This is a genomic window from Paraburkholderia silviterrae, from assembly GCF_004353915.1.
In the GTDB taxonomy this organism is placed as follows: Bacteria; Pseudomonadota; Gammaproteobacteria; order Burkholderiales; family Burkholderiaceae; genus Paraburkholderia; species Paraburkholderia silviterrae.
This window is the reverse complement of record NZ_SMRP01000005.1, coordinates 317294-337164: the sequence shown is the minus strand read 5'-3', so window position 1 is coordinate 337164 and position 19871 is coordinate 317294. Positions and strand designations below refer to the sequence as shown.

The window sequence follows — 19871 nt, the reverse complement described above, 5'->3', positions numbered from 1 at the left end:
TCGTTTGAATCCGGTTCAGCGTTTTTTCAGCGCTATGTCAGCGTGTTTCAGCGGTATATGGCGAGCCCCAGCACGCAGCACACGACCACGAGCAGGCTCACGCGAAAGAGGGAAGGGTGCCACACGATCCGGTAGAGGCCGGTGCGGGCCAGCACGGAATCGAGCACCCAGGTGAGCGCCGCGCCCAGGATGAAGAGCAGGACGATCGCCGGAATGTAGGCGTCGAGAAACGCAACGTCACGCGGCATGGTTCGCTCCTTGCGTGTTGTCGGGATGGCCGGGATGGTTGTTGGCATCGTGGCCCGCGCGCGGGTCCACATACGCCGCGAACGGCGATTGCGGGTCGATCAGCGCGGTGCGGATGAAATGCAGATGGCTCAGGATGCGCTGCAGCCGATGGCGCGTTTCGCGCGGCGCGTCGTCGTGCACGATCTGTTCGAGCACGCGCTGGCAGGCCGCGATGGCCGCGCGAGTCGCGGCGAGCGCGGTGGTGTAGCGGTTCGCGTCGGGGCGCGCGAACAGCGCGCTTACGGCCGTGAGCGTCGCCGTGGTGGCGTCGCGCCATGGCGTGCTCGCCGCGAGCGGGTCCGTCGTGCGTGCATGCGCGGCGGGTCGTGCCGCTTGTGCCGCATGTGCCGCTTCTGCCGATACCGCGGCAAGCTCTTCGCGCAGATCGATCGCGGCATTGCCGATCTCGAGCGTCGCGAACATCCAGCGCAGCGTGTCCTGGCGCATGGCCTGATCGTTGCCGGCGAGCGCGTGCAACTGGAACACCAGGTCGCGCGCGCCGCTCTCGAAGCGGTTGCGCAGGCCCGCGAGGCCGGTGAGGCGAGCGCGGCATGCGTGCACGGCCTGGCCGCGCAGACTCGCGAGCAGGCGCTTGCGCAGCCACGGCGCAGACGGCGGCAGCAGCGCGGCGAACGCGAGTGCCGTGACGATCATCGAGAGCACGAGCGCGAGCGCATCATTCATGAAGCTGATCGGGTTGTACTGCACGACGTTGTCCGGGCCTGCGAGAAAGCACAGGAAGATGCAGTAGCCCAGGCCGTAGCCCGCGTACGCGGGGCGCGTCGTGAGGAACACGCCGAACGCCAGCGCCGGGGCGAGCGCGACGCACAGCAGCGGGAAGCCGTCGATGTGCGGGAACACGCCGAACGTGAGGAGCAGGCCGACGAGCGTCGCGAGCGCCGTGCCGCCCGCCATCTGGGCCGCCATGCGCGCGGGTTGCGGCGAGGAGGAGGCGAGCGCGCAGGTGGCCGCGGCGGTGAGCACGAGTGTCGTGCCGCTCGGCCACGCGGTGGCGATCCAGAACGCGCCGAGCAGGCCGATGACGATAGCCGCGCGCAGGCCCGCCACGCCGGCCGCGATCAGGTCGGTCTTCGGCACGTAGCGCGCGACCCACTTCTCGCGCGCATGCGTGTCGACGGCGAGCGAGGCGTAGGTCGCCGTGTACTCGTTCATATCCGCCACGAAGCGGTAAAGGAGCTCGGTGGCCGTGTCGAAGTCGAGCAGGCGCGCGGCGCGGATGACCGCGTCTTTGCCTTGCCTGTCGAGATCGGCTTCGAGCTGCACGCGCGTCTCGCGCACGCGCTTCGGGAGCGTCGCGCGATAGTCCTCGAGCTGCTTCGAAACATGCGCCGCATCGGCTGCGGTGAGCACGGGCTCGCCTGCCTTGTCGAAGAGCGGCGCGATCTCCCGGAAGTACGGTTCGAGCGCGTCGACCGTGACCGTCGAGCCATGGTCGCGCAGGCGGTTCATCAACTGATGCAGCGCGTGAAAGCGTGTCGATGCGGCCATGAACTCGGTGTTCAGGCGCGCGACACGCCCCGAGCGCATGCGCGAGTCGGGCGTCTCGAACACGGCGTTGCTGCGGCTTGCCTCGAGGCCGACGATATCGACCACGAAGCGCGCGTTGGTCGCTTCGATCTGCGAACGATCGACGCGGCCACCGAGTGCCGCCGACACGTAGTCGACGAACGACGAGAAGCGGCGGCGCACGGTCGAGCGCAGCACCTCGCCGGTGAATTGAGGAAACGCCACGGCGCTCACGAAGCCCGAGGCGAGGATGCCGATCGAGATCTCGGCCACGCGCGTCATGGCCGACATGAAGGCGCCGTCGGGGTGCTGCGAGGCCGGAATGCCGATCAGCGCCGCCGTATAGCCCGCGAGCACGAAGCCGTACGAGCGGAAGTTGCGGTTGCGCGCGGCACCCGCCGTGCAGATGCCGACCCACAGCGCCGTGCTGGCGATGAAGAGCTCGGGCTGCTGGGCGAACAGGCCGATCAGCGCGAGCATGACCACGAGGCCGACCAGCGTGCCGCAGAGCCGGTAGAAGCTCTTCGCAAACACCGGGCCGCTTTGCGGCTGCATCACGATGAACACGGTCGTCATGGCCGTGCGCGGCCCGGGCAGATCGAGCTTCATCGCAACGCCGAGCGCGAGCAAAGCGGCAGCGATCGTCTTGATGAGATAGATCCAGACGAGGCCGTCGGTGCGCGCCCAGTCGGCGAACGCCTGAAACAGGCGTTGTGCGCCCGATTGCGCTGAGGGGGGAGAGGACGCTTGCATCTTCGCGTGCCTCAGTGCGCGGTGGCCGCGGCGGTGGCCGGGGCGCCTGTGCCGGCCGCTGCGCGATCCGCGCCAGCTTGCGGCGCGTTGGCAGCATTGACCGCCTTGGACGCATCCACGGCCGCATCCACATCAGGCAACTTCGGCGCGAGCAGCGCGGCGGGCATGAGCGGCACGTCGCGCGTCTTCTTGCCGTGCGCGGGCAGTTGCTCGGCTGGCGTCGGTCCCGCCGTTGCGGGATCGCCCGCCGGGTCGATCATGCCTCCGCCCAGCGCCGCTTCCAGCGTCGCATGGGCGACGAGGCGCTCGGCCTGGATGTGCGCGACACCTTCCTGCGCGCGCAGAAGCTGGGTCTGCGCAATCAGCACGTTGACGTAATCGGTGAGCCCGCGGCGAAAGCCGGCCTCGGAGAGGTCGTAGTTGCGCTGCGCGGCCGCGACCGAGCGATGCGCGTCGTCCTCCTGGGTGGCGAGCGAGCGCATGCGCACGACCTGGTCGGCGATTTCCTTGAGCGCGGTCACGAGCGTCTGGTTGTACTGCTCGACGGCGATGTCGTAGGCGGCCGATTGCGCGCCGAGCTGCGCGCGCAGGCGCCCGCCGTCGAAGATCGGCAGCGAGACGGCGGGGCCGCCCGCGTAGCTGCCGCTCATCGACTTGAGGAACTGGAACAGCGGGCCGCCCGCCGCATAGCCGCCCATCGAGACGAGCAGATTGATGTTCGGGTAGAAGTCGGCCTTCGCGACGTCGATGCCGCGCGCCTGCGCGGCGACGGTCCAGCGCGCCGCGACCACGTCGGGGCGATGGCCGATCAGCTCGGCCGGCAGCGCCGAGGGCAGGCCCGCAGGAGCGGCGAGCGAGAGCGCCGGGCGCTGGATCGACTCGCCCGCGCCGGGGCCCATGCCCGCGAGCGCCGCGAGCTGGTTCTTGCCGAGCGCGATGGCTTCTTCGAGCGCGTCGATCTGGCGCTCGTATTCCGGCAGCGGCGTTTCGGCCTGGCTCACTTCGAGCTGCGTGCCGATACCGCCCGCGAGGCGCTTTTGCGCGAGCGCCAGAATCTTCTGCTGCTCGCCGAGCGTCTGTTTGGCGATATCGAGCAGCGCGTAGTTCATCGAGAGGTCGATATACGCGCGCGTCACGTTCACTTCGAGCTCGAGTTGCGCGGCGCGCGCATCGGCAGCGCTCGCATGCGCCATGTCGAGCGCGCGCTCGGCGTTGTTCTTGTCCTGGCCCCAGAGGTCGAGGTGGTACGAGAGGCCGAGCGTGGCCGTGTTGTTCCACGTGTTCGCGCCGGCGAGCGGGCCCGGCCCGTAATAGACGTTGTCGGCCCATTGCTGGCGCTGCACGGACATGCTGCCGTTAATCTGGGGCAGGAGCCCCGCTTGCGCCACACCGGCCATCGAACGCGCTTCGCGCACGCGTGCCTGCGCGGCCGCGAGCGACGGGTTACCTGCGATCGAGGTTTCGATCCATGCGTTCAGCTGCGGGTCGTTGTAGCCGCGCCACCAGTCGCTGGCGGGCCATTGCGCGTCCGTGTTGGCGGCGCGGATGGCCGAGCCGGCGTCGAGCTCGGAGGCATCCGTGTGCTTCGCTTGCGGTGCGATTCCCCCGGTACTGGCGCAGCCCGCGATTATCAACGAGAACGTAAGAACCGTGAGTGCGACTAGTCCTTTCGGTACCGGAGACTGCACGATTTACTCCTTTTCCATGCGTAGATTGACGTACGACATTATATTTTTTGCTTGATTGGCGAATAACCGGTAAGGATGCAAGGCATTCTTACGAGATATGAGATAATAGCCTTTGCGAAATGTGTAACAATTCGTCAGTCAGCTAAAGGATTGTTATGGATACGCTTCAGAACATGCGGGTATTCGTGCGGGTGGTCGAGGCCGGCAGCTTCACCGGCGCCGCCCAGTACCTGAATACGACCACGGCTTACGCGTCGCGCGCGGTCTCCGATCTGGAGGCTCATCTGCGCACGCGGCTCCTGAACCGCACGACGCGCCGCATCGCGCTGACCGAGGCCGGCGAGCGCTATCTGCAGCGTTGCGAGCAGATCCTGGCCTATGTGGACCAGGCCGAGGCCGAAGCTGGCGACGCGCATGCGCGTCCCTCCGGCAAGCTCAAGGTCCATGCCATGACGAGCTTCGGCCAGCACTACGTGGTGCCGGCAGTGGGGCAGTATCAACAGCGGTATCCGGACGTGTACGTAGACCTCACGCTCGCCCAGCGCATGCCGGACCTCCTCGACGAGGGCTACGACGTCGCGCTCGTGCTGGCCACCGATCTGCCGGATTCGGGCTTCGTCTCGCAGCGCTTGACGAGCGCGTTCAGCATTGCGTGCGCGTCGCCGGCCTACCTCGAGCGCCACGGCGTGCCGCAGACGCCGCGCGACCTCGCGAAGCATCGCTGCCTGCAGATGGTGACGCCGGTGTTTCCGGCGTCGCAATGGGATTTCACGGGGCCAGGCGGCGACGAAACGATCGACCTCGGCGCCGCCACGTTCAAGGTGAATGTCGCCGAAGCGCTGGCAGTGGCGGTGCGCGAGGGGATGGGCGTCGGGCTGCTGCCGATCTATTCGGCCATCAGCGGGCTGCGCAGCGGCGAGCTCGTGTGGATCCTGCCCGAATACAAATCGCAGGAGATGAATGTCTACGCGATGTATCCGTCGCGCCAGTATCTCGACGCGAAGATCCGCACATGGGTCGAGTTGCTGCGCGAGAAACTGCCCGCGACGCTGGCCGAAGATCAGGCCGAATTGCGGCAGTTCGCGCGGACCTGATCGACGGCGAATGCAAGGCTGACAGCGCGCGGTGACAGCCTGTTACAGCTTCGGGTTATGGCAACACTTCCTTACGCACGCCAACGCGACGGCTTGATAAGGTAGCGGATCTGAAACGTCAATCCGCCAGAACCCGAGGTTTTCCATGGATACGCATCTGATGTTCGGCATCGCCGTGATGATTGGCCTGATCGGCATCGCCGCATCACGCGACTTGCTGCGCATGCGCCGCGCCCAGCTTCAGCCCGTCACACTGCGCGCCCAGCGCGCCGCCGACCGCGCGCGCGGCCAGCGCTGATCGTCCGCTGAAAGTCTCGAGCGGGCGCTGCCACCGGCCGTGCCCGCTGCGCCTGCCAGGCCCGTTTCCACCGGGCGGCGCGGCGCTCAAATTTCCACGACCTTGTCCCACGCGAAGGCCGGATTCTCCGGCTGGCCGGTACGCCGGTCGCGATAGCCGCGCGGGTTGCACACCACGCGTGTGCCGCCCACTGTGTAGTCGAAGCACGTATGCGTGTGGCCGTGCACCCAGAGCGCGGCGGGTGGGCCCATCAGCGCGCCCAGATCGCTCACGAAACCCGCCGACACCAGATCGTCCGCATAGCGCGCCGCGAGGCTCAGCCGATGCGGCGCATGATGCGTGACGACGACCGTCTTGCCGGCAAACGGCCTCGCCAGCTCCGCTTCGAGCCATGCCCGTGCCTGCGCGTACAGGGCGATCGAGTCCGCGGGCGTGAAGTCGCGCGCGGCGGCCTCGGGGCTCGCGGGCCACGAGACCTGAATCAGCCCGCGAAAGTCGAGCATCACGCGCCTCGCCGCCTCGATCGCAGCATCGCGCGCCGGATCGTCGGCGCCGAAGAGCGTGAAATCCGCCCACAGCGTCGTGCCGAGCACACGAAAGCGGCCCGCCGGATCGACATAAGTCCCGTTGTTCAGGTAGTGCACGTTGTCGAGCGTCGCGGCGGCGTCGCGCATGGCCGCTTCGAGCGCGCCGAGTTCGCCGTCGTAGTACTCGTGATTGCCCGGCACATAGATCACGGGCACCTGCGGGTCGAACGTTTCAGCCGCCCAGCGCAAGCCGAGCCCGTGATTGTGGATGTCGCCCGCGAGCACGACGAGGTCGGCCTGCGCGTGCGGGATCGTGTCCGGCTCGTCGTATTCCAGATGCAGGTCGGATAGCACACGGACCTTCACTTCGCCTCCCCGCGCGTTCAGCGCAATACCTTGCCCGGATTCATCAGATTCAGCGGATCGAGCGCGGTCTTCACCGCGCGCATCAGCGCGAGCTCGACTTCGCTCTTGTAGTGCGCGCTCTCGTCGACCTTCAATTGGCCGAGGCCGTGCTCCGCGCTGATCGTGCCGCGGTGGCGCGCGACGCTGTCGTAGACGATGCGGTTCAGGGTCTTCTCGTGTTCCGCGAGAAAACGCTGCGGGTCGCCACCCTCGGGCGCCTGCACGTTGTAGTGCAGATTGCCGTCGCCGAGGTGGCCGAACGTGACCATGCGGGCGCCCGGCACCGTGTGCGCGATCTCGGCGTCGGTTTCCTCGATGAAATGGCCGATGCGCGAGATCGGCACGCCGATGTCGTGCTTGATGTTCAACCCCTCCTGCGCCTGCGCGAGCGGAATGTGCTCACGGATGTTCCAGAACGCCTGCGACTGAGCGAGGCTTTCCGCGACGACGGCGTCCTCCACGAGGCCTTCTTCGAGCGCCGCTTCCATGAGGCGCTCGAAGAGCGCGCGCCCGTGTTCCTCGCTCTCGTTATCGGAAAGTTCGAGCAGCACGACTTGTGCGTGGCGCTGCTGGAACGGGTAGCGCAGCTGCGGGAAATGCCGGCCGACCAGTTGCATGCAGAAGTCCGACATCAGCTCGAAGCCGGTGAGGAGCGGGCCGGCAAAGCGCTGCGCAAGCGCGAGGAAGTCGAGCGCGGCGTGGGCGGATGCGAGTCCCGCGAGCGCCGTGACGCGCGCGGCCGGCTGCGGATGCAGCTTCATGACGGCGGCGGTGATGATGCCGAGCGTGCCCTCCGCGCCGATAAAGAGGTCGCGCAGATCGTAGCCCGTGTTGTCCTTGCGCAGGCCGCGCAGCCCGTCCCAGAGCTCGCCTTGCGGCGTCACGACTTCGAGGCCGAGGCATAGCTCGCGCGTGTTGCCGTAGCGCAGCACGCCGGTGCCGCCCGCATTGGTCGAGAGATTGCCGCCGATCGTGCAACTGCCTTCGGCGGCGAGCGAGAGCGGGAACAGGCGCCCGGCCTCGGCGGCGCGCGCCTGGATCTCCGCGAGAATCACGCCCGCTTCGACGGTGATCGTGTTGTTGTGCGCATCGATCTCGCGCACGCGGTTCAGGCGGCGCAGGCTGAGCACCGCCTCGCGGCCGCTCGTGTCGGGCGTCGCGCCGCCCGCGAGGCCGGTGTTGCCGCCCTGCGGCACGAGCGCGATGCGATGTTCGTGCGCGAGCTTCACGATGGCGGCGACTTCTTCGGCACTCGCGGGACATAGCACGGCGCACGCGGCGCCCTGGTAGCGCTTGCGCCAGTCGGCAAGGTAGGGCGCGGTGTCGTGGGCGTCGGTCAGCACGTGCTGCGCGCCGATGGCGGCGGCGCAGGCGTCGAGGAAGATTTGCGGGGCGAGTGCGGTGCTTGCGGTCATGGCGGGTGAGTCGTCTCCGGGGCGAGGCGGCGGTGCGAGAGCGTGCCTGCACTCGGCAGCCGGGACGCGGACAGGATTTCTGGCTAAACAGTTAGTTTGACACGCCGGGGGAAAGGGGTGGGGCAGACGCGGGCAGGGGCTGCGGGTGGGCGCGGGCGGCCAGGCCGGTGATGCGTTGCCGATTCGAGTCGACTCGATTTGCTGGAACAAGCGGCAGACCCTGAATCGAACACGAGCGGCAGACCCCAAGTCGAACGCCAACGCCAGACCCCAAGTCGGGCACAAATGACCCCAAGTCGAACCGTGCGGCGAAGCGCTTTCGCGCGGCGCTTGCATCAACGTGTCATGCGCCTTCGCGCCTGGCGCGCCGTGCGGCGCGCTTGAAGGGCGCGACATAGGCGAGCGCGCATCCGAAGAACCCGAGTGCCAGCGCGACTTCGATCCAGCCGAGCAGGTTGCCGGGCGCGGGGTCGGTCATGCCGCGCACGATGCCTTCGGCGAAGTAGAGCAGCACCAGCATCGACGCCCATTGCAGCGTGTAGAGGCGGCGCCGCAGCACGCCGGGCAGCGCGGCGGCAAGCGGCAGCGCCTTGAGTATCAGCGCGCTGCCGCCGGGACGCAGCGGCGCGAGCCGCCATTCCCACGCGATGCACAGGAGCGTGAGCGCGGCGAGCGTGACGAACGCGCCTAAAGCGGCGGGGCGGCGCCCGGCGATGTCGGCTGGCATGCGTGCCGGCGAAGTTGATGTTGACGTTGGCATTGGCGGCTCGGTGGCGTTGTCGGGCGCGTTTTCGTGCCGCAAATGTCCCGATGGCGGTAAAGTGCGCGGCCGTGCGCCGCGCGCAGGGTGCACTACGTGCGGCGCACTCGATGCGTGCGACACCGGACCCATACGCCCGGCGCCCGCGCCGCGGGTTTCGCTGTGCGCGTCGCGCGGGCTGTCCGTCACGGCCGCTCGCTTTGCGAGAGCGCCAGCGAGGCACGCGCGAGCCGTACCCCGAGCGCTACGGCAAGCGTCTTTTCGTCGGCGGTGAGGCCGTGGCTGCGGCCGTCCGCGCGCGCGTGATGCGACGCGCCGTAGGGCGTGCCGCCGCTTTGCGTCGAGGTGAGTGCGCTTTCGGTGTAGGGAATGCCCACGAGCAACATGCCGTGATGCAGGAGCGGCAGCATCATCGAGAGCAGCGTGCTTTCCTGGCCGCCATGCAGGCTGCCGGTGGACGTGAAGACGCAAGCGGGCTTGCCGGCGAGCGCGCCCGAGAGCCATTGCGGCGTGGTGCCGTCGAGGAAATACTTCAGCGGCGCGGCCATGTTGCCGAAGCGCGTGGGCGAGCCGAGCGCGAGGCCGGCGCACTCCTCGAGATCGCGCAGCTCCACGTAGGGCGGGCCGTCGTCGGGGATGTCGGGCGCGCTGGACTCGCAGACCGTGGATACGGGCGGCACCGTGCGCACGCGCGCTTCGGAGCCCGGCACGCTGTCGATGCCCTGGGCGATGGCGCGTGCGAGCTCGCGGGTGGCGCCATGGCGGCTGTAGTAGAGCACAAGAATCGGTTTCATCGGGCCTCGTCGGTGGACGGGATATTATAGGGGTTGGGTTCGCCGCCAGTTTTCCGCGAGTTTTGCCGGAAATGTGGCGCGCCGTCTGGAGAAGGCAGGCCAATGGACGTGTTGTCGACACTACGGATCGATCTGGATATCGTGAAGCGGCTCGCGCGCTTCGCCGCGCGGCGCAGCCGCGAAGACCGCATTCCGCAAGTGGCGGGCAGCCTCACGTTCACCACCTTGCTCTCGCTCGTGCCGCTCGCCACGGTCGCGTTCGCGCTGTTCACCGCATTTCCCATCTTCGCGTCGTTCCAGAACTCGCTGCAGGGCTTTCTCGCCGACCACCTGATGCCGGCGCAGATCAACAGCCAGATCTTCATGTACCTCAATCAGTTCGCGTCGAAGGCCAAGGGCCTCACGACGATGGGCATGATCGTGTTGTTCGTCACCTCCGTCATGACCATGATGACGGTCGAGTCGGCCTTCAACGTGATCTGGCGCGTGCGCAAGGCGCGCCCGTTCGCGCAGCGCGTGCTGGTGTACTGGGCCATTCTCACGCTCGGGCCGATCCTGATCGGCGTGAGCCTCTCGATCTCGTCGTACCTGTTCACGCGCTCGGCCGCGCTTGCCACCGAGCAGCATGTGTCGATGTTGTTCGACTGGCTGCTCATCAGCGCTTCGGTGCCGCTTACGGCGCTCGCGTTCACGATGCTCTACGTCTATCTGCCCAACTGCCGCGTGGAGTGGCGCGACGCGGTGGTGGGCGGCGTTGCGGCGGCTGTCGCGTTCGAGCTGGCCAAGCGGGGCTTCGGCCTGTACGTGCGGCGCATCCCCACTTATACGGCGGTGTACGGCGCGTTCGCGGCGGCGCCCATGTTCCTGTTATGGATGTATCTGAGCTGGTTCATCACGCTCGTGGGCGCGATGATCACCTCGGCGTTGCCTGAGATCCGCACCGGACGCTTCAACCGGCCGCGCTTTCCGGGCAGCGATCTGCTCGACGCGCTCGAGTTGCTCGCGGGGCTCGCGGATGCGCGCGATGCGGGCCAGCCGGGCAGCACCGCCGAGCAGCTCGCGCAACTGCTGCGGCGCGAGCTCGCGACCGTCACGCGGATCGTGGCGGATCTGGAAGAGGACGAACTGATCGGGCGGCTGGAAAAGGACGGCGAGAAGCCGCACTACGTGCTCGTTGCAAACCCCGCACGGATCTCGGTGGAGCGCATTTACGCGCGCTTCGTGATCGATCGCAAGGAGCTGGCGTATCAACTCAAATCGAGCGATATCGACGCGGCCACGCTGCTCGGCGCGCTCGAAAACGACAAACTCTCGATCTCGCTCGCCTCGCTGCTGGCGGCGCGGCGCGAGCTGGTTCGTCGTGCAGAGGCGGGTGGCGAATCGCCGGCGCTGCCACACCCGGCGGCTTGAAGGGAATCGGGCGCCGCCCGTCATCCAGCCGGGCGGCGGCCATTAGACGTAACGATCGGCTAGATCGTTATCTTGCCGCGGCAGATATCCGAGAACATGACCCAGTCGCCCATCAGGCTGTAGATGGGATGGCGGAAGGTGGCCGGGCGGTTCTTCTCGAACGCGAAATGGCCAATCCAGGCAAACCCATAGCCGCATAGCACGGCGGCGGGCAGCCAGAGCCAGTCGCCCGTGGCGATCGCCATGGCGACACAGCCGATCACGCCCAGCGAGCCGATGAAATGCAGCCGCCGCGACATGAGGTTGCTGTGCTCGCTCAGATAGAACGGATAGAACTGCGCGAAATTCGCGAAGTGCTCGGTATGGGTGGGGTGACTCATCGTCTCCTCCTTTGCGCGGTGCGTGCTGCTGCGCAAGGGTCGCTCATCGGCCTATTCTGCGGCGTTCCGAACGACCGTGCAACCCGGGCCGACACGGGTGGGGGCAATCGCGTTGTCGCCAGCCGGGCCGCAGGACAGACCCGCCGGCTTGGGCGGCAGAATCAGGTGCTCATGCGTGCGGCGCTTGCCGGCCGGCTCTGCAATAGTCCAGTCAGCCGTTCCCCACCCGTGGCCCTTGTTGCACAGCAAAACCGTAGAGCGCGTCGAGCGTTGCGTCGGGTTGCTCCGTCATCAGCGCGTGCCCTGCGTCCAGCGTGACCGTATCGACCGCGACGCCCGCCTGCGCGAGCGCCTTCGCGAGCGCGCCGGCCGCGCGCGGCGGGGTCATCATGTCGCGCTGGCCGACAATCAGGCGCACCGGGCAACGCACCTTGGCCGCGCTCGCGAGGCCGTCCTCGTAGGCGTTGCAGGCCGCGAAGTCGGTATGAAAGAGCTGTGGCTCGCCTGACGCCGCGACGCGCTCCATCAGCCGCCGGTTCATGCCGCGCAGCCAGAAGCCGGGGCCGGGGTTCGAAGGCTTGGCCGCGAGCGTCGAATGGGACCACGCGTTCACGAGCGCAATGGCTTCCGGCTCGCGCTCGCGCGCGGCCTCGAGCAGCGCGGGAGAGACGGCCATCGGAATGGCGGTGGCGAGCAGCGCGATGGCCGCGGCGCGCTCGGGGTGGCGCGCGGCGAATTCGAGCGCCACGAGCGAGCCCATGCTGTGCCCGGCGACGAACGCCGCATCGACCTTCAGCGCCGCAAGCAAGGCGTCGAGCCAGTCGGCGAGTGCGCCGATGCTCGTGAGCGCCGGACCCGCGCTGCGCATATGGCCCGGCAAGTCAACGGCCAGCACGCTGAAGCCGTGATGGGCGAAATAGCGCGACTGCAGCGCCCACACGCTGTGATCGTGCTGCGCCCCGTGGACGAACACCGCCACCGGCCGGGCCGGATCGAATGGGCGCCCGCCCGTGTAGGCGTAGACGGCAAGGCCCGCTACGTCGACGATCATGACGCCTCCTTGCCCGCTGCGGCTTTGGCGGCGGTGGCCGCTTTCTGCGACGCCTTGAGCGCGCGCTTGAGATCGTCGATCAGGTCGTCGGGGTCTTCGAGGCCGATCGAAAGGCGGATCGTGCCCGCGCCAATGCCCGCCGCGGCGAGTGCGGCCTCGTCCATGTGGAAGTGCGTGGTGGAGGCGGGGTGGATCACGAGCGAGCGCGCGTCGCCCACGTTCGCCAGATGCGAGAAGAGCGAGAGCGACTCGATGAAGCGCTTGCCCGCCGCGCGGCCGCCCGCCAGGTCGAAACTGAACACGGCGCCCGCGCCGCGCGGCAGCAGGCGCTTGGCGAGCGCGTGGTCGGGATGCTGCGGCAGCTCGGGCCAGGCCACCGACTGTACGGCGTCGTGTGCATCGAGAAATTCGACGATGCGCCGCGTGTTCGCCACATGCCGCTCCATGCGCAGCGGCAGCGTCTCGATGCCTTGCAGGAGCTGCCACGCGGCCTGCGGATGCAGGCACGCGCCGAAGTCGCGCAGGCCTTCGCGGCGCGCGCGCAGGAGGAGCGGCGCGACGCTGCTTTCCTCGCTGAACACCATGCCGTGAAAGCCCGCGTAGGGCTCGGTGAATTCGGGAAAGCGGCCGGAGGCTTCGAAGTCGAAGGTGCCGCCGTCCACCAGCACGCCGCCGATGGTCGTGCCGTGGCCGCCCAGGAATTTCGTGGCCGAGTGGTAGACGAAATCGGCGCCGTGCTCGAACGGGCGCAGCAGATACGGCGTCGTGAAGGTCGAGTCGACGAGCAGCGGGACGCGGTGCTCGTGAGCGATTTGCGCGACGCGGGCGATATCGAGCACATCGAGCCCCGGATTGCCCAGCGTCTCGCCGAACAGCAGGCGCGTGTTGGGGCGCAGCGCAGCGCGCCAGGCGTCCAGGTCGCCTGGCTTCACGAAGGTCGTTTCGATGCCGAAGCGGCGCAGCGTGTAGTCGAGCAGGTTGTGCGAGCCGCCGTAGAGCGCCGTGGACGCCACGATATGCGCGCCCGCGCCCATCAGCGTGGCGATCGCCAGATGCAGCGCCGCCTGGCCGCTCGCGGTGCCGATCGCGCCCGCGCCGCCTTCGAGCGCGGCGACGCGCTCTTCGAACACGGCGACCGTGGGGTTCGAGATGCGCGAGTACACGTGGCCCGCGCGCTCCATGTTGAAGAGCGCCGCGGCGTGGTCGGTGTCGCGAAACGCGAACGACGTGGTCTGATAAATCGGCGTCGCGCGGGCGCCGGTAACGGGGTCGGGCGCGGCGCCGGCATGCAGCGCGAGCGTGTCGAAGCGTGGGTCGGACATCGTGGCAGCACGGCCGGCGCGAACCGGCGTCGGGTGAAAGGTGCTGGCATCGTAACATCGGCCAGTGCCCGCCGGGGACGCATCGCGAGGGCGGGCGGCGGGGGGCGCCGGCTTGCCGGCCGCGGCGCGCGGGCGCTCGGGAGCGTCGCTTGCTGGCCACAAGACATAGGGTAAATGGCCGGCAAGACACTGCCCGGTTCGCGAAAATTCCGCCAGTTTGAGCACTGGAGCAGGGCGTTTCTGGCCGGATTTGCGCCTTTCGGCCGGCTTTGGCGCGTCTTTCCTTTTGCAGGCCTTTCCGATAGCATCGAAAAGAGGCAGGAATTTCTTTTCAGCATGTCCCCCAACGATTGGCGATATCGCCGACAACATTTTTTGCATGCGATGAGGTCCGGCACTTAACTACCGGGCCCATCGGCACAGGAGACACATCATGCGTGTGAGCGACATTCTCAAAGTCAAGGGCAATACGCTCTACACCGTTACGCCCGACACGTCGCTGCATGACGCGGTGAACACCATGGCCGAGCACGATATCGGCTCGCTCGTGGTCATGGAGTATGGCGACCTCGTCGGCATGCTCACGTTCCGCGAAATCATTCTCACGCTGCGCACGAACGGCGGCAGCGTCGGCACCACCACGATCCGCAAGGTCATGGACGACCATCCCATTACCTGCACGCCCGAAACCGAGGTCGACGAAGTGCGCCGCATGATGCTCGAGCATCACGTGCGCTATCTGCCCGTCATGGAAAGCCGCTCGCTCATGGGCGTGATCTCGTTCTACGACGTCGCGAAGGCGGTGGTGGAGGCACAGGGCTTCGAAAACAAGCTGCTCAAGGCCTATATTCGCGACTGGCCCGAAGAGGAACAACATTCGGGGCGTTGATCCCGGTGCTGCGCGCGCAATCACGCGCGAGGCGCACAGCGAGGCACAGCCGCACGAGCCCGCATAAACCCGCTTGAAAAGCGCGCGTGAAGCGCGCTTTTTCACGTCTGGCATCCAATTCCTACGGCATAAATCCGATTCAATGAGCGAAAGTCCGATGCCCGTCGCGCAGCGCGCGGCCCGTGAAGCGAGCAGTCATGGCTCGCAGTTCGCGCTGCTGCGCCAGCGCCGCTTCGCGCCGTTCTTCTGGACGCAGTTCCTCGGCGCGATGAACGACAACCTCTTCAAGATCGGCTTCACGTCGCTCGTGACCTATCAGGCGGCACGCTTTTCGGGCGTCGATCCGAAGACGGTGGCGTTCCTGATCTCGGCCATCTTTATCGCGCCGTTCGTGCTCTTTTCCGCCACGTCGGGGCAGATCGCCGACAAGTTCGACAAGGCCGTGCTCACGCGCTGGGTCAAGACCTTCGAGATCGCGGTGATGCTGATCGGCGCTGCGGGCTTCTGGATGCACAGCGCGCCGCTGCTCTATCTGTGCACCTTCCTGATGGGCGTGCATTCCACCGTGTTCGGGCCCGTCAAATACGCGTATCTGCCGCAAAAACTCGCGGAAGACGAACTCGTCGGCGGCAACGGGCTCGTGGAGATGGGCACCTTCGTGGCGATCCTGATCGGGACGATCGTGGGTGGCATCGCGGCCGGCATCGGTGCGTCCGATGGCGCTTCCGCTCAGGCCCTGGCCGGGCCGCCGGTGGGCGCGTGGTGGCTCGGCGGCATGTGCATCGGCATCGCGCTGATCGGCCGCGTGGCCAGCGCGTTCGTGCCGCCCTGCGCGCCGCCGCAGCCGGAGCTGCAGATCAACTGGAATCCGTTTTCCGAGACCTGGCGCAACCTGCGCCTCGCGCATGGCAACCGCACCGTGTTCCTGAGTCTGCTAGGGATTTCGTGGCTGTGGTTCGTCGGCGCGACCTTTCTGGCCTCGTTCTTCAACTTCGCGAAGGACGTGCTGTCGGCCGATCCCGACGTCGTGACCTTGCTGCTCGCCATGTTCTCGCTCGGCATCGGCTTCGGCTCGCTGCTATGCGAGCGGCTTTCGCGGCGGCGCATCGAGATCGGTCTCGTGCCGCTCGGCTCGATCGGCATGAGCGTGTTTGGCATCGACCTGTTCTTCGCGAGCCATGCGCTGCCCACGGCGCCGCATCTGCTTTCGGTGGGCGAGTTCGTGCGCACGCCCGCTCACTGGCGCGTGCTGGCCGATCTGTTCTTGCTCGCGATGTTCGGCGGCTTCTACAGCGTGCCGCTCTACGCGCTGATCCAGAGCCGCAGCGCGCCTAGTCATCGCGCGCGCATCATCGCCGCGAACAACATTCTCAACTCGCTCTTCATGATCGTCTCGGCGCTCATGGCGATGGCGCTGACGGCCGCGGGCGTCGGCATTCCAGGCATCTTTCTCACGACCGCGCTGCTCAACATCGTCGTGGCCGCCTACATCTACACGCTGGTGCCCGAGTTTCTGCTGCGCTTCGCGGCGTGGGTGCTCGTGCATACCGTCTATCGCGTGCGGCTCGTCCATGCCGAGCGCATTCCGGCCGAGGGCGCGGCGGTGCTGGTCTGCAATCACGTGAGCTACGTCGATGCCGTGGTCATCATGGCCGAGAGCCCGCGGCCGATCCGCTTCGTGATGGATCACCAGATCTTCCGCTCGCCGCTGCTCGGCTGGTTGTTCCGGCACGCGAAGGCGATCCCGATCGCGCCCGCGCACGAGGACGCGGCGATGCTCGCGGCGGCCTACGACAGTTGCGCCGAAGCGCTCGCCGAGGGCGATCTCGTTTGCATCTTTCCCGAAGGCAAGCTGACGAAAACCGGCGACATGAATCCGTTCCGCCACGGCGTGACGCAGATCCTCGAGCGCCACCCCGCGCCGGTCGTGCCGATGGCACTGCGCGGCCTGTGGGGCAGCGTGTTCTCGCGGCATGCGGCCTCGGGCCAGGAGCGGCCGGTGCGGCGCGGGCTGACGAGCCGGCTCACGCTGGCGGTGGGCGAGCCGGTGGCGCCCGGCGACGTGAAGGTCGACGAGTTGCAGCGGACGGTGGCCGAGCTGCGGGGCGCGCGGCGCTGAGCGCAGCGGGACGTGCCGCGCACGGTCGAGCCGGGCGGGCCGCTGCGCGGGCTGGCATAATGCTGGATTCCCCGATTCACTTTGGACGACCGCCATGTCCGGCAACACGCTCGGTACGCTTTTCACCGTCACCACCTTCGGCGAATCCCACGGCCCGGCCATCGGCTGTGTCATCGACGGCTGCCCGCCCGGCATGGCGCTCACCGAAGCCGACATCCAGATCGACCTGGACCGCCGCCGTCCGGGCACCTCGCGCCACGTCACGCAGCGCCAGGAGGAGGACAAGGTCGAGATTCTCTCGGGCGTGTTCGAGGGCGTGACGACGGGCACGCCCATCGCGCTCCTGATCCGCAACACCGACCAGCGCAGCAAGGACTACGGCAATATCGTAGAGACTTTCCGTCCGGGCCACGCCGACTACACCTACTGGCAGAAGTACGGCATCCGCGACTATCGCGGCGGCGGCCGTTCGTCGGCGCGTCTGACGGCGCCCACGGTCGCGGCGGGTGCCGTCGCGAAGAAGTGGCTGCGCGAGCGCTTTGGCGTGGAGGTGCGCGGCTGCATGAGCGCGCTCGGCGAGATCGACGTGCCGTTCGTCGACTGGAAGCACGTGCCCGAAAACCCGTTCTTTGCCCCGAATGCAGATGTCGTGCCGCAGCTCGAAACCTATATGGACGCGCTGCGTAAGGACGGCGACTCGATCGGTGCGCGCATCGACGTGGTGGCAAGCGGCGTGCCGGTGGGCTGGGGCGAACCGCTGTTCGACCGCCTCGACGCCGACATCGCGCACGCCATGATGGGCATCAATGCCGTAAAGGGCGTCGAGATCGGCGCGGGCTTCGCCAGCGTGGCGCAGCGCGGCTCGGAGCACGGCGACGAGCTCACGCCCGGCGGCTTTCACAGCAATCACGCGGGCGGTGTGCTCGGCGGCATTTCGACGGGGCAGGACATCACCGTTTCGATCGCCATCAAGCCGACGTCGAGCATCCGCACGGCGCGCCGCTCGATCGACAAGACGGGCGAGCCGGCGACGGTCGAGACCTTTGGCCGCCACGACCCATGCGTGGGCATCCGCGCGACGCCCATCGCCGAGGCGATGCTCGCGCTCGTGCTGATCGACCATGCGCTGCGCCATCGCGCGCAGAACGGCGACGTTGTCGTGACGACGCCGAAAATTCCGGCCAGCGACGTCTGATTGCCGCGCGGGAGGCAAACCCGGTGCTTGCGCTTCCCGCGGGTGTGAGGCTGCCGTCGCCGGCTTCGGCCGACGATCCGCTCGCGCCGCTACTAGCCCGCGTTGCGCGGGCCGATGCGCGCGCAACCGATTGGCTCGCGCTCGGCCGCGCCTTGCATGCGCGGGCCGGCGGCGCTATCGACGGCATGCGCGCGGCGCTGCTGGCCCTCACGCGCGCCGCGCAACTCGACCCCTTTGTCGATCCGAAACTCATGCATGAGCTCGCGCAGACGGCTTTCGTCACGCGCGAGTGGCCGCTCGCGGAGGCGTCGTGCGCGGTGCTGCTCAAGCGCGATCCGCACGACGTGAATGCGCTCGTCTGGCGCTCGGCGGCCGCGCAGGCGCGCAACGACTTTGCGGCTGCCGAGCAACTATTGCGCGCCGCGGCGCGCATCGTGCCGAATCATCCCGTCGTCCTGCACAAGCTCGCGCTCTGCGTGAAGGAGCAGACGCGCTTTGCCGAAGGCGAGGCGCTGTTGCGCGAGGTGCTCGCGCTCAAGCCAGAGAGTTCGCACGCGCGCTTCGATCTATCGGAGCTGGAGATGCGCTCGGGGCGTTATGCCCAAGGCTGGGAGCACTACGAGGCGCGCCTCGAACTCGAGGGCGACGGCAACGGCGCACGCACCGCGCTTGCCTCGATTGGCGCGCCGTGGCGGGGAGAGTCGCTGGCGGGCCGCACGCTCGTGGTCTACGGCGAGCAGGGCAACGGCGATTGCCTGTGGGCGTTCCGTTTCCTCGCGCCGCTTGCCGAACGCGCGCGCCGCGAAGGCGGGCGCGTGGTTCTCGGCTATGCCGGGCCGATGCGGCATCTGTTCGAGCGCATGCTGCCGCCGGATGTGGCGCTGGAAGCCGCGCTGATCACGCATCCCGACTACCACTGCGGCCTGATGAGCCTGCCGTTGCGGCTGGGCGTGTTCGATCCGGCGGGGTGGGGCGCGCCGTATTTGCGCGCCGACCCGGCGCGCGTTCAAACCTGGCGTGCGCGCGTCGCGCAAGCCACGCCCGCTGGCGCGCGCTCGGTCGCGCTGGTCTGGAACGGCAATCCAGCGCATGTGCGCGACGCGCGCCGCTCGATTCCGGACGCCGAACTCGGCGCGCTGCTTTCGGTGCCGGGCGTCACATTCTTCGCGTTGTCGCCGGGGCGCGGCGCGGCCGTCGAGGCATGGCGCGCGCGCGGCGCGAATTTCGTCGACCCGACCGGGCAGTTCGACGCCGGTTTCGACGACGTGGCGGCGTTGATCGCGAGCGTCGACCACGTGGTGACGATCGACAGCGGCCCGGCGCATCTGGCCGGTGCGCTCGGGGCGCCGACGAGTCTGCTCATCGACCGTGTTTCCGCGTGGTTCTGGGGCAGCGAAATGGCGCGTACGCCCTGGTACGATTCGATCGAACTGTTCCGGCAGCCGGCGGTGGGCGACTGGGGGCCGGCTCTCGCGCGCGTGAGGGCGCGGCTGGAGGCGTTGGCTGCAAGCTGATCGCACGCCTGCCTTGCGCAGTGCGTATCACGGACGCATGAAACGGAAAAACCGCCCCGAGGGGCGGTTTTTTGTCGATTTCCGGGCTTACATGTTCGGATAGTTCGGCCCGCCGCCACCTTCCGGCGTGACCCACACGATGTTCTGCGTCGGGTCCTTGATGTCGCAGGTCTTGCAGTGCACGCAGTTCTGCGCGTTGATCTGCAAGCGATCGCTGCCGTCGTCGTTCTTCACGAATTCGTAGACGGCGGCAGGGCAGAAGCGCCCTTCAGGGCCTGCATAGGTGCGCAGATTCACGTTTACCGGCACGCTTTCGTCTTTCAGCGTCAGATGCGCGGGCTGGTTCTCTTCGTGATTCGTATTGGAAATGAACACGGAAGAGAGGCGGTCGAACGTGAGCTTGCCGTCGGGCTTCGGATACTCGATCGGCTTGCACTGCGAG

18 protein-coding genes are annotated in these 19871 nt (G+C 67.7%); 7 read left to right on the top strand and 11 right to left on the bottom strand.

What is annotated here, in order from left to right; all coding sequences use genetic code 11:
• Window positions 1–47: 47 nt before the first annotated feature.
• The 3 genes from EYW47_RS13760 to EYW47_RS13750 are packed head-to-tail and all read right to left on the bottom strand — an operon-like array spanning window position 48 to window position 4256.
• The gene (locus tag EYW47_RS13760) at window positions 48–248 is read right to left on the bottom strand and encodes a DUF1656 domain-containing protein (protein WP_133195372.1); all 201 of its coding nucleotides are present in this window, start codon (window positions 246–248) and stop codon (window positions 48–50) included.
• Complete coding sequence (locus EYW47_RS13755; RefSeq protein WP_133195371.1) at window positions 238–2568, bottom strand: FUSC family protein; 2331 nt, start codon at window positions 2566–2568, stop codon at window positions 238–240. The genes EYW47_RS13760 and EYW47_RS13755 overlap by 11 nt, the downstream gene beginning before the upstream one ends.
• Before the next feature lie 11 nt (window positions 2569–2579).
• Window positions 2580–4256 carry an efflux transporter outer membrane subunit gene (locus EYW47_RS13750; protein WP_133195370.1) on the bottom strand — a complete coding sequence of 559 codons (1677 nt, stop codon included), beginning with the start codon at window positions 4254–4256 and terminating at the stop codon, window positions 2580–2582.
• A gap of 155 nt (window positions 4257–4411) precedes the next feature.
• Here EYW47_RS13750 and EYW47_RS13745 point away from each other — a divergent pair, with 155 nt between their 5' ends.
• Window positions 4412–5350 carry a LysR family transcriptional regulator gene (locus tag EYW47_RS13745; RefSeq protein ID WP_133195369.1) on the top strand — a complete coding sequence of 313 codons (939 nt, stop codon included), beginning with the start codon at window positions 4412–4414 and terminating at the stop codon, window positions 5348–5350.
• 145 nt (window positions 5351–5495) lie between these two features.
• The gene (locus EYW47_RS40855; protein WP_165976550.1) at window positions 5496–5648 is read left to right on the top strand and encodes a hypothetical protein; all 153 of its coding nucleotides are present in this window, start codon (window positions 5496–5498) and stop codon (window positions 5646–5648) included.
• A gap of 86 nt (window positions 5649–5734) precedes the next feature.
• On the opposite strand, the gene EYW47_RS13740 is transcribed toward EYW47_RS40855, so the two are convergent.
• From EYW47_RS13740 to wrbA, 4 genes are all read right to left on the bottom strand, one after another.
• Window positions 5735–6541: a metallophosphoesterase gene (locus EYW47_RS13740; protein ID WP_133195368.1), complete on the bottom strand. Its 807-nt coding sequence runs from the start codon at window positions 6539–6541 to the stop codon at window positions 5735–5737.
• A gap of 17 nt (window positions 6542–6558) precedes the next feature.
• A complete protein-coding gene (locus EYW47_RS13735) occupies window positions 6559–7995 on the bottom strand; it encodes an FAD-binding oxidoreductase (RefSeq protein ID WP_133195367.1) in 1437 nt (478 codons plus the stop codon).
• A 343-nt stretch (window positions 7996–8338) separates the two neighbouring features.
• On the bottom strand, window positions 8339–8722 hold the full coding sequence (locus EYW47_RS13730) for a DUF2069 domain-containing protein (RefSeq protein WP_133195366.1): 384 nt from the start codon (window positions 8720–8722) through the stop codon (window positions 8339–8341).
• 218 nt (window positions 8723–8940) lie between these two features.
• Complete coding sequence (wrbA, locus tag EYW47_RS13725) at window positions 8941–9549, bottom strand: NAD(P)H:quinone oxidoreductase (RefSeq protein WP_133195365.1); 609 nt, start codon at window positions 9547–9549, stop codon at window positions 8941–8943.
• 102 nt (window positions 9550–9651) lie between these two features.
• On the opposite strand from wrbA, the gene EYW47_RS13720 reads away from it, so the two are divergent.
• Complete coding sequence (locus EYW47_RS13720; RefSeq protein WP_205710068.1) at window positions 9652–10959, top strand: YihY family inner membrane protein; 1308 nt, start codon at window positions 9652–9654, stop codon at window positions 10957–10959.
• Between the two features lie 59 nt (window positions 10960–11018).
• Here the strand turns inward: EYW47_RS13720 and EYW47_RS13715 are convergent, their stop codons facing one another.
• The 3 genes from EYW47_RS13715 to EYW47_RS13705 all read right to left on the bottom strand — a co-directional run bounded on the left by EYW47_RS13715 (window position 11019) and on the right by EYW47_RS13705 (window position 13712).
• A complete protein-coding gene (locus tag EYW47_RS13715) occupies window positions 11019–11339 on the bottom strand; it encodes an Mpo1-like protein (protein ID WP_133195364.1) in 321 nt (106 codons plus the stop codon).
• Between the two features lie 211 nt (window positions 11340–11550).
• Window positions 11551–12390 carry an alpha/beta fold hydrolase gene (locus EYW47_RS13710; RefSeq protein ID WP_133195363.1) on the bottom strand — a complete coding sequence of 280 codons (840 nt, stop codon included), beginning with the start codon at window positions 12388–12390 and terminating at the stop codon, window positions 11551–11553.
• Window positions 12387–13712, bottom strand: coding sequence for an O-acetylhomoserine aminocarboxypropyltransferase (locus EYW47_RS13705; protein WP_133195362.1), 1326 nt, complete (start codon window positions 13710–13712; stop codon window positions 12387–12389). Before EYW47_RS13705 ends, EYW47_RS13710 begins: the two co-directional genes overlap by 4 nt.
• A gap of 433 nt (window positions 13713–14145) precedes the next feature.
• Here EYW47_RS13705 and EYW47_RS13700 point away from each other — a divergent pair, with 433 nt between their 5' ends.
• The 4 genes from EYW47_RS13700 to EYW47_RS13685 all read left to right on the top strand — a co-directional run bounded on the left by EYW47_RS13700 (window position 14146) and on the right by EYW47_RS13685 (window position 19429).
• Window positions 14146–14601 carry a CBS domain-containing protein gene (locus tag EYW47_RS13700; protein WP_133195361.1) on the top strand — a complete coding sequence of 152 codons (456 nt, stop codon included), beginning with the start codon at window positions 14146–14148 and terminating at the stop codon, window positions 14599–14601.
• 142 nt (window positions 14602–14743) lie between these two features.
• Window positions 14744–16720 carry an MFS transporter gene (locus tag EYW47_RS13695; protein WP_133195360.1) on the top strand — a complete coding sequence of 659 codons (1977 nt, stop codon included), beginning with the start codon at window positions 14744–14746 and terminating at the stop codon, window positions 16718–16720.
• Between the two features lie 94 nt (window positions 16721–16814).
• The gene (gene aroC / locus EYW47_RS13690) at window positions 16815–17915 is read left to right on the top strand and encodes a chorismate synthase (RefSeq protein WP_133195359.1); all 1101 of its coding nucleotides are present in this window, start codon (window positions 16815–16817) and stop codon (window positions 17913–17915) included.
• A 23-nt stretch (window positions 17916–17938) separates the two neighbouring features.
• On the top strand, window positions 17939–19429 hold the full coding sequence (locus tag EYW47_RS13685) for a glycosyltransferase family 9 protein (protein WP_240763673.1): 1491 nt from the start codon (window positions 17939–17941) through the stop codon (window positions 19427–19429).
• Between the two features lie 87 nt (window positions 19430–19516).
• Here EYW47_RS13685 and EYW47_RS41790 read toward each other — a convergent pair.
• The coding region (locus EYW47_RS41790; RefSeq protein WP_240763672.1) for a 4Fe-4S dicluster domain-containing protein at window positions 19517–19871 on the bottom strand (355 nt) is incomplete at its 5' end.

Bases quoted from the DNA above. Each gene is read 5' to 3' on its own strand.
- EYW47_RS13700 (WP_133195361.1), top strand. From the start codon at position 14,146: ATGCGTGTGAGCGACATTCTCAAAGTCAAGGGCAATACGCTCTACACC.
- EYW47_RS13745 (WP_133195369.1), top strand. From the start codon at position 4,412: ATGGATACGCTTCAGAACATGCGGGTATTCGTGCGGGTGGTCGAGGCC.
- EYW47_RS13735 (WP_133195367.1), bottom strand. From the start codon at position 7,995: ATGACCGCAAGCACCGCACTCGCCCCGCAAATCTTCCTCGACGCCTGC.
- EYW47_RS40855 (WP_165976550.1), top strand. From the start codon at position 5,496: ATGGATACGCATCTGATGTTCGGCATCGCCGTGATGATTGGCCTGATC.
- aroC (WP_133195359.1), top strand. From the start codon at position 16,815: ATGTCCGGCAACACGCTCGGTACGCTTTTCACCGTCACCACCTTCGGC.
- EYW47_RS13760 (WP_133195372.1), bottom strand. From the start codon at position 248: ATGCCGCGTGACGTTGCGTTTCTCGACGCCTACATTCCGGCGATCGTC.
- EYW47_RS13710 (WP_133195363.1), bottom strand. From the start codon at position 12,390: ATGATCGTCGACGTAGCGGGCCTTGCCGTCTACGCCTACACGGGCGGG.
- wrbA (WP_133195365.1), bottom strand. From the start codon at position 9,549: ATGAAACCGATTCTTGTGCTCTACTACAGCCGCCATGGCGCCACCCGC.
- EYW47_RS13705 (WP_133195362.1), bottom strand. From the start codon at position 13,712: ATGTCCGACCCACGCTTCGACACGCTCGCGCTGCATGCCGGCGCCGCG.
- EYW47_RS13715 (WP_133195364.1), bottom strand. From the start codon at position 11,339: ATGAGTCACCCCACCCATACCGAGCACTTCGCGAATTTCGCGCAGTTC.
- EYW47_RS13730 (WP_133195366.1), bottom strand. From the start codon at position 8,722: ATGCCAGCCGACATCGCCGGGCGCCGCCCCGCCGCTTTAGGCGCGTTC.
- EYW47_RS13695 (WP_133195360.1), top strand. From the start codon at position 14,744: ATGAGCGAAAGTCCGATGCCCGTCGCGCAGCGCGCGGCCCGTGAAGCG.
- EYW47_RS13720 (WP_205710068.1), top strand. From the start codon at position 9,652: ATGGACGTGTTGTCGACACTACGGATCGATCTGGATATCGTGAAGCGG.
- EYW47_RS13755 (WP_133195371.1), bottom strand. From the start codon at position 2,568: ATGCAAGCGTCCTCTCCCCCCTCAGCGCAATCGGGCGCACAACGCCTG.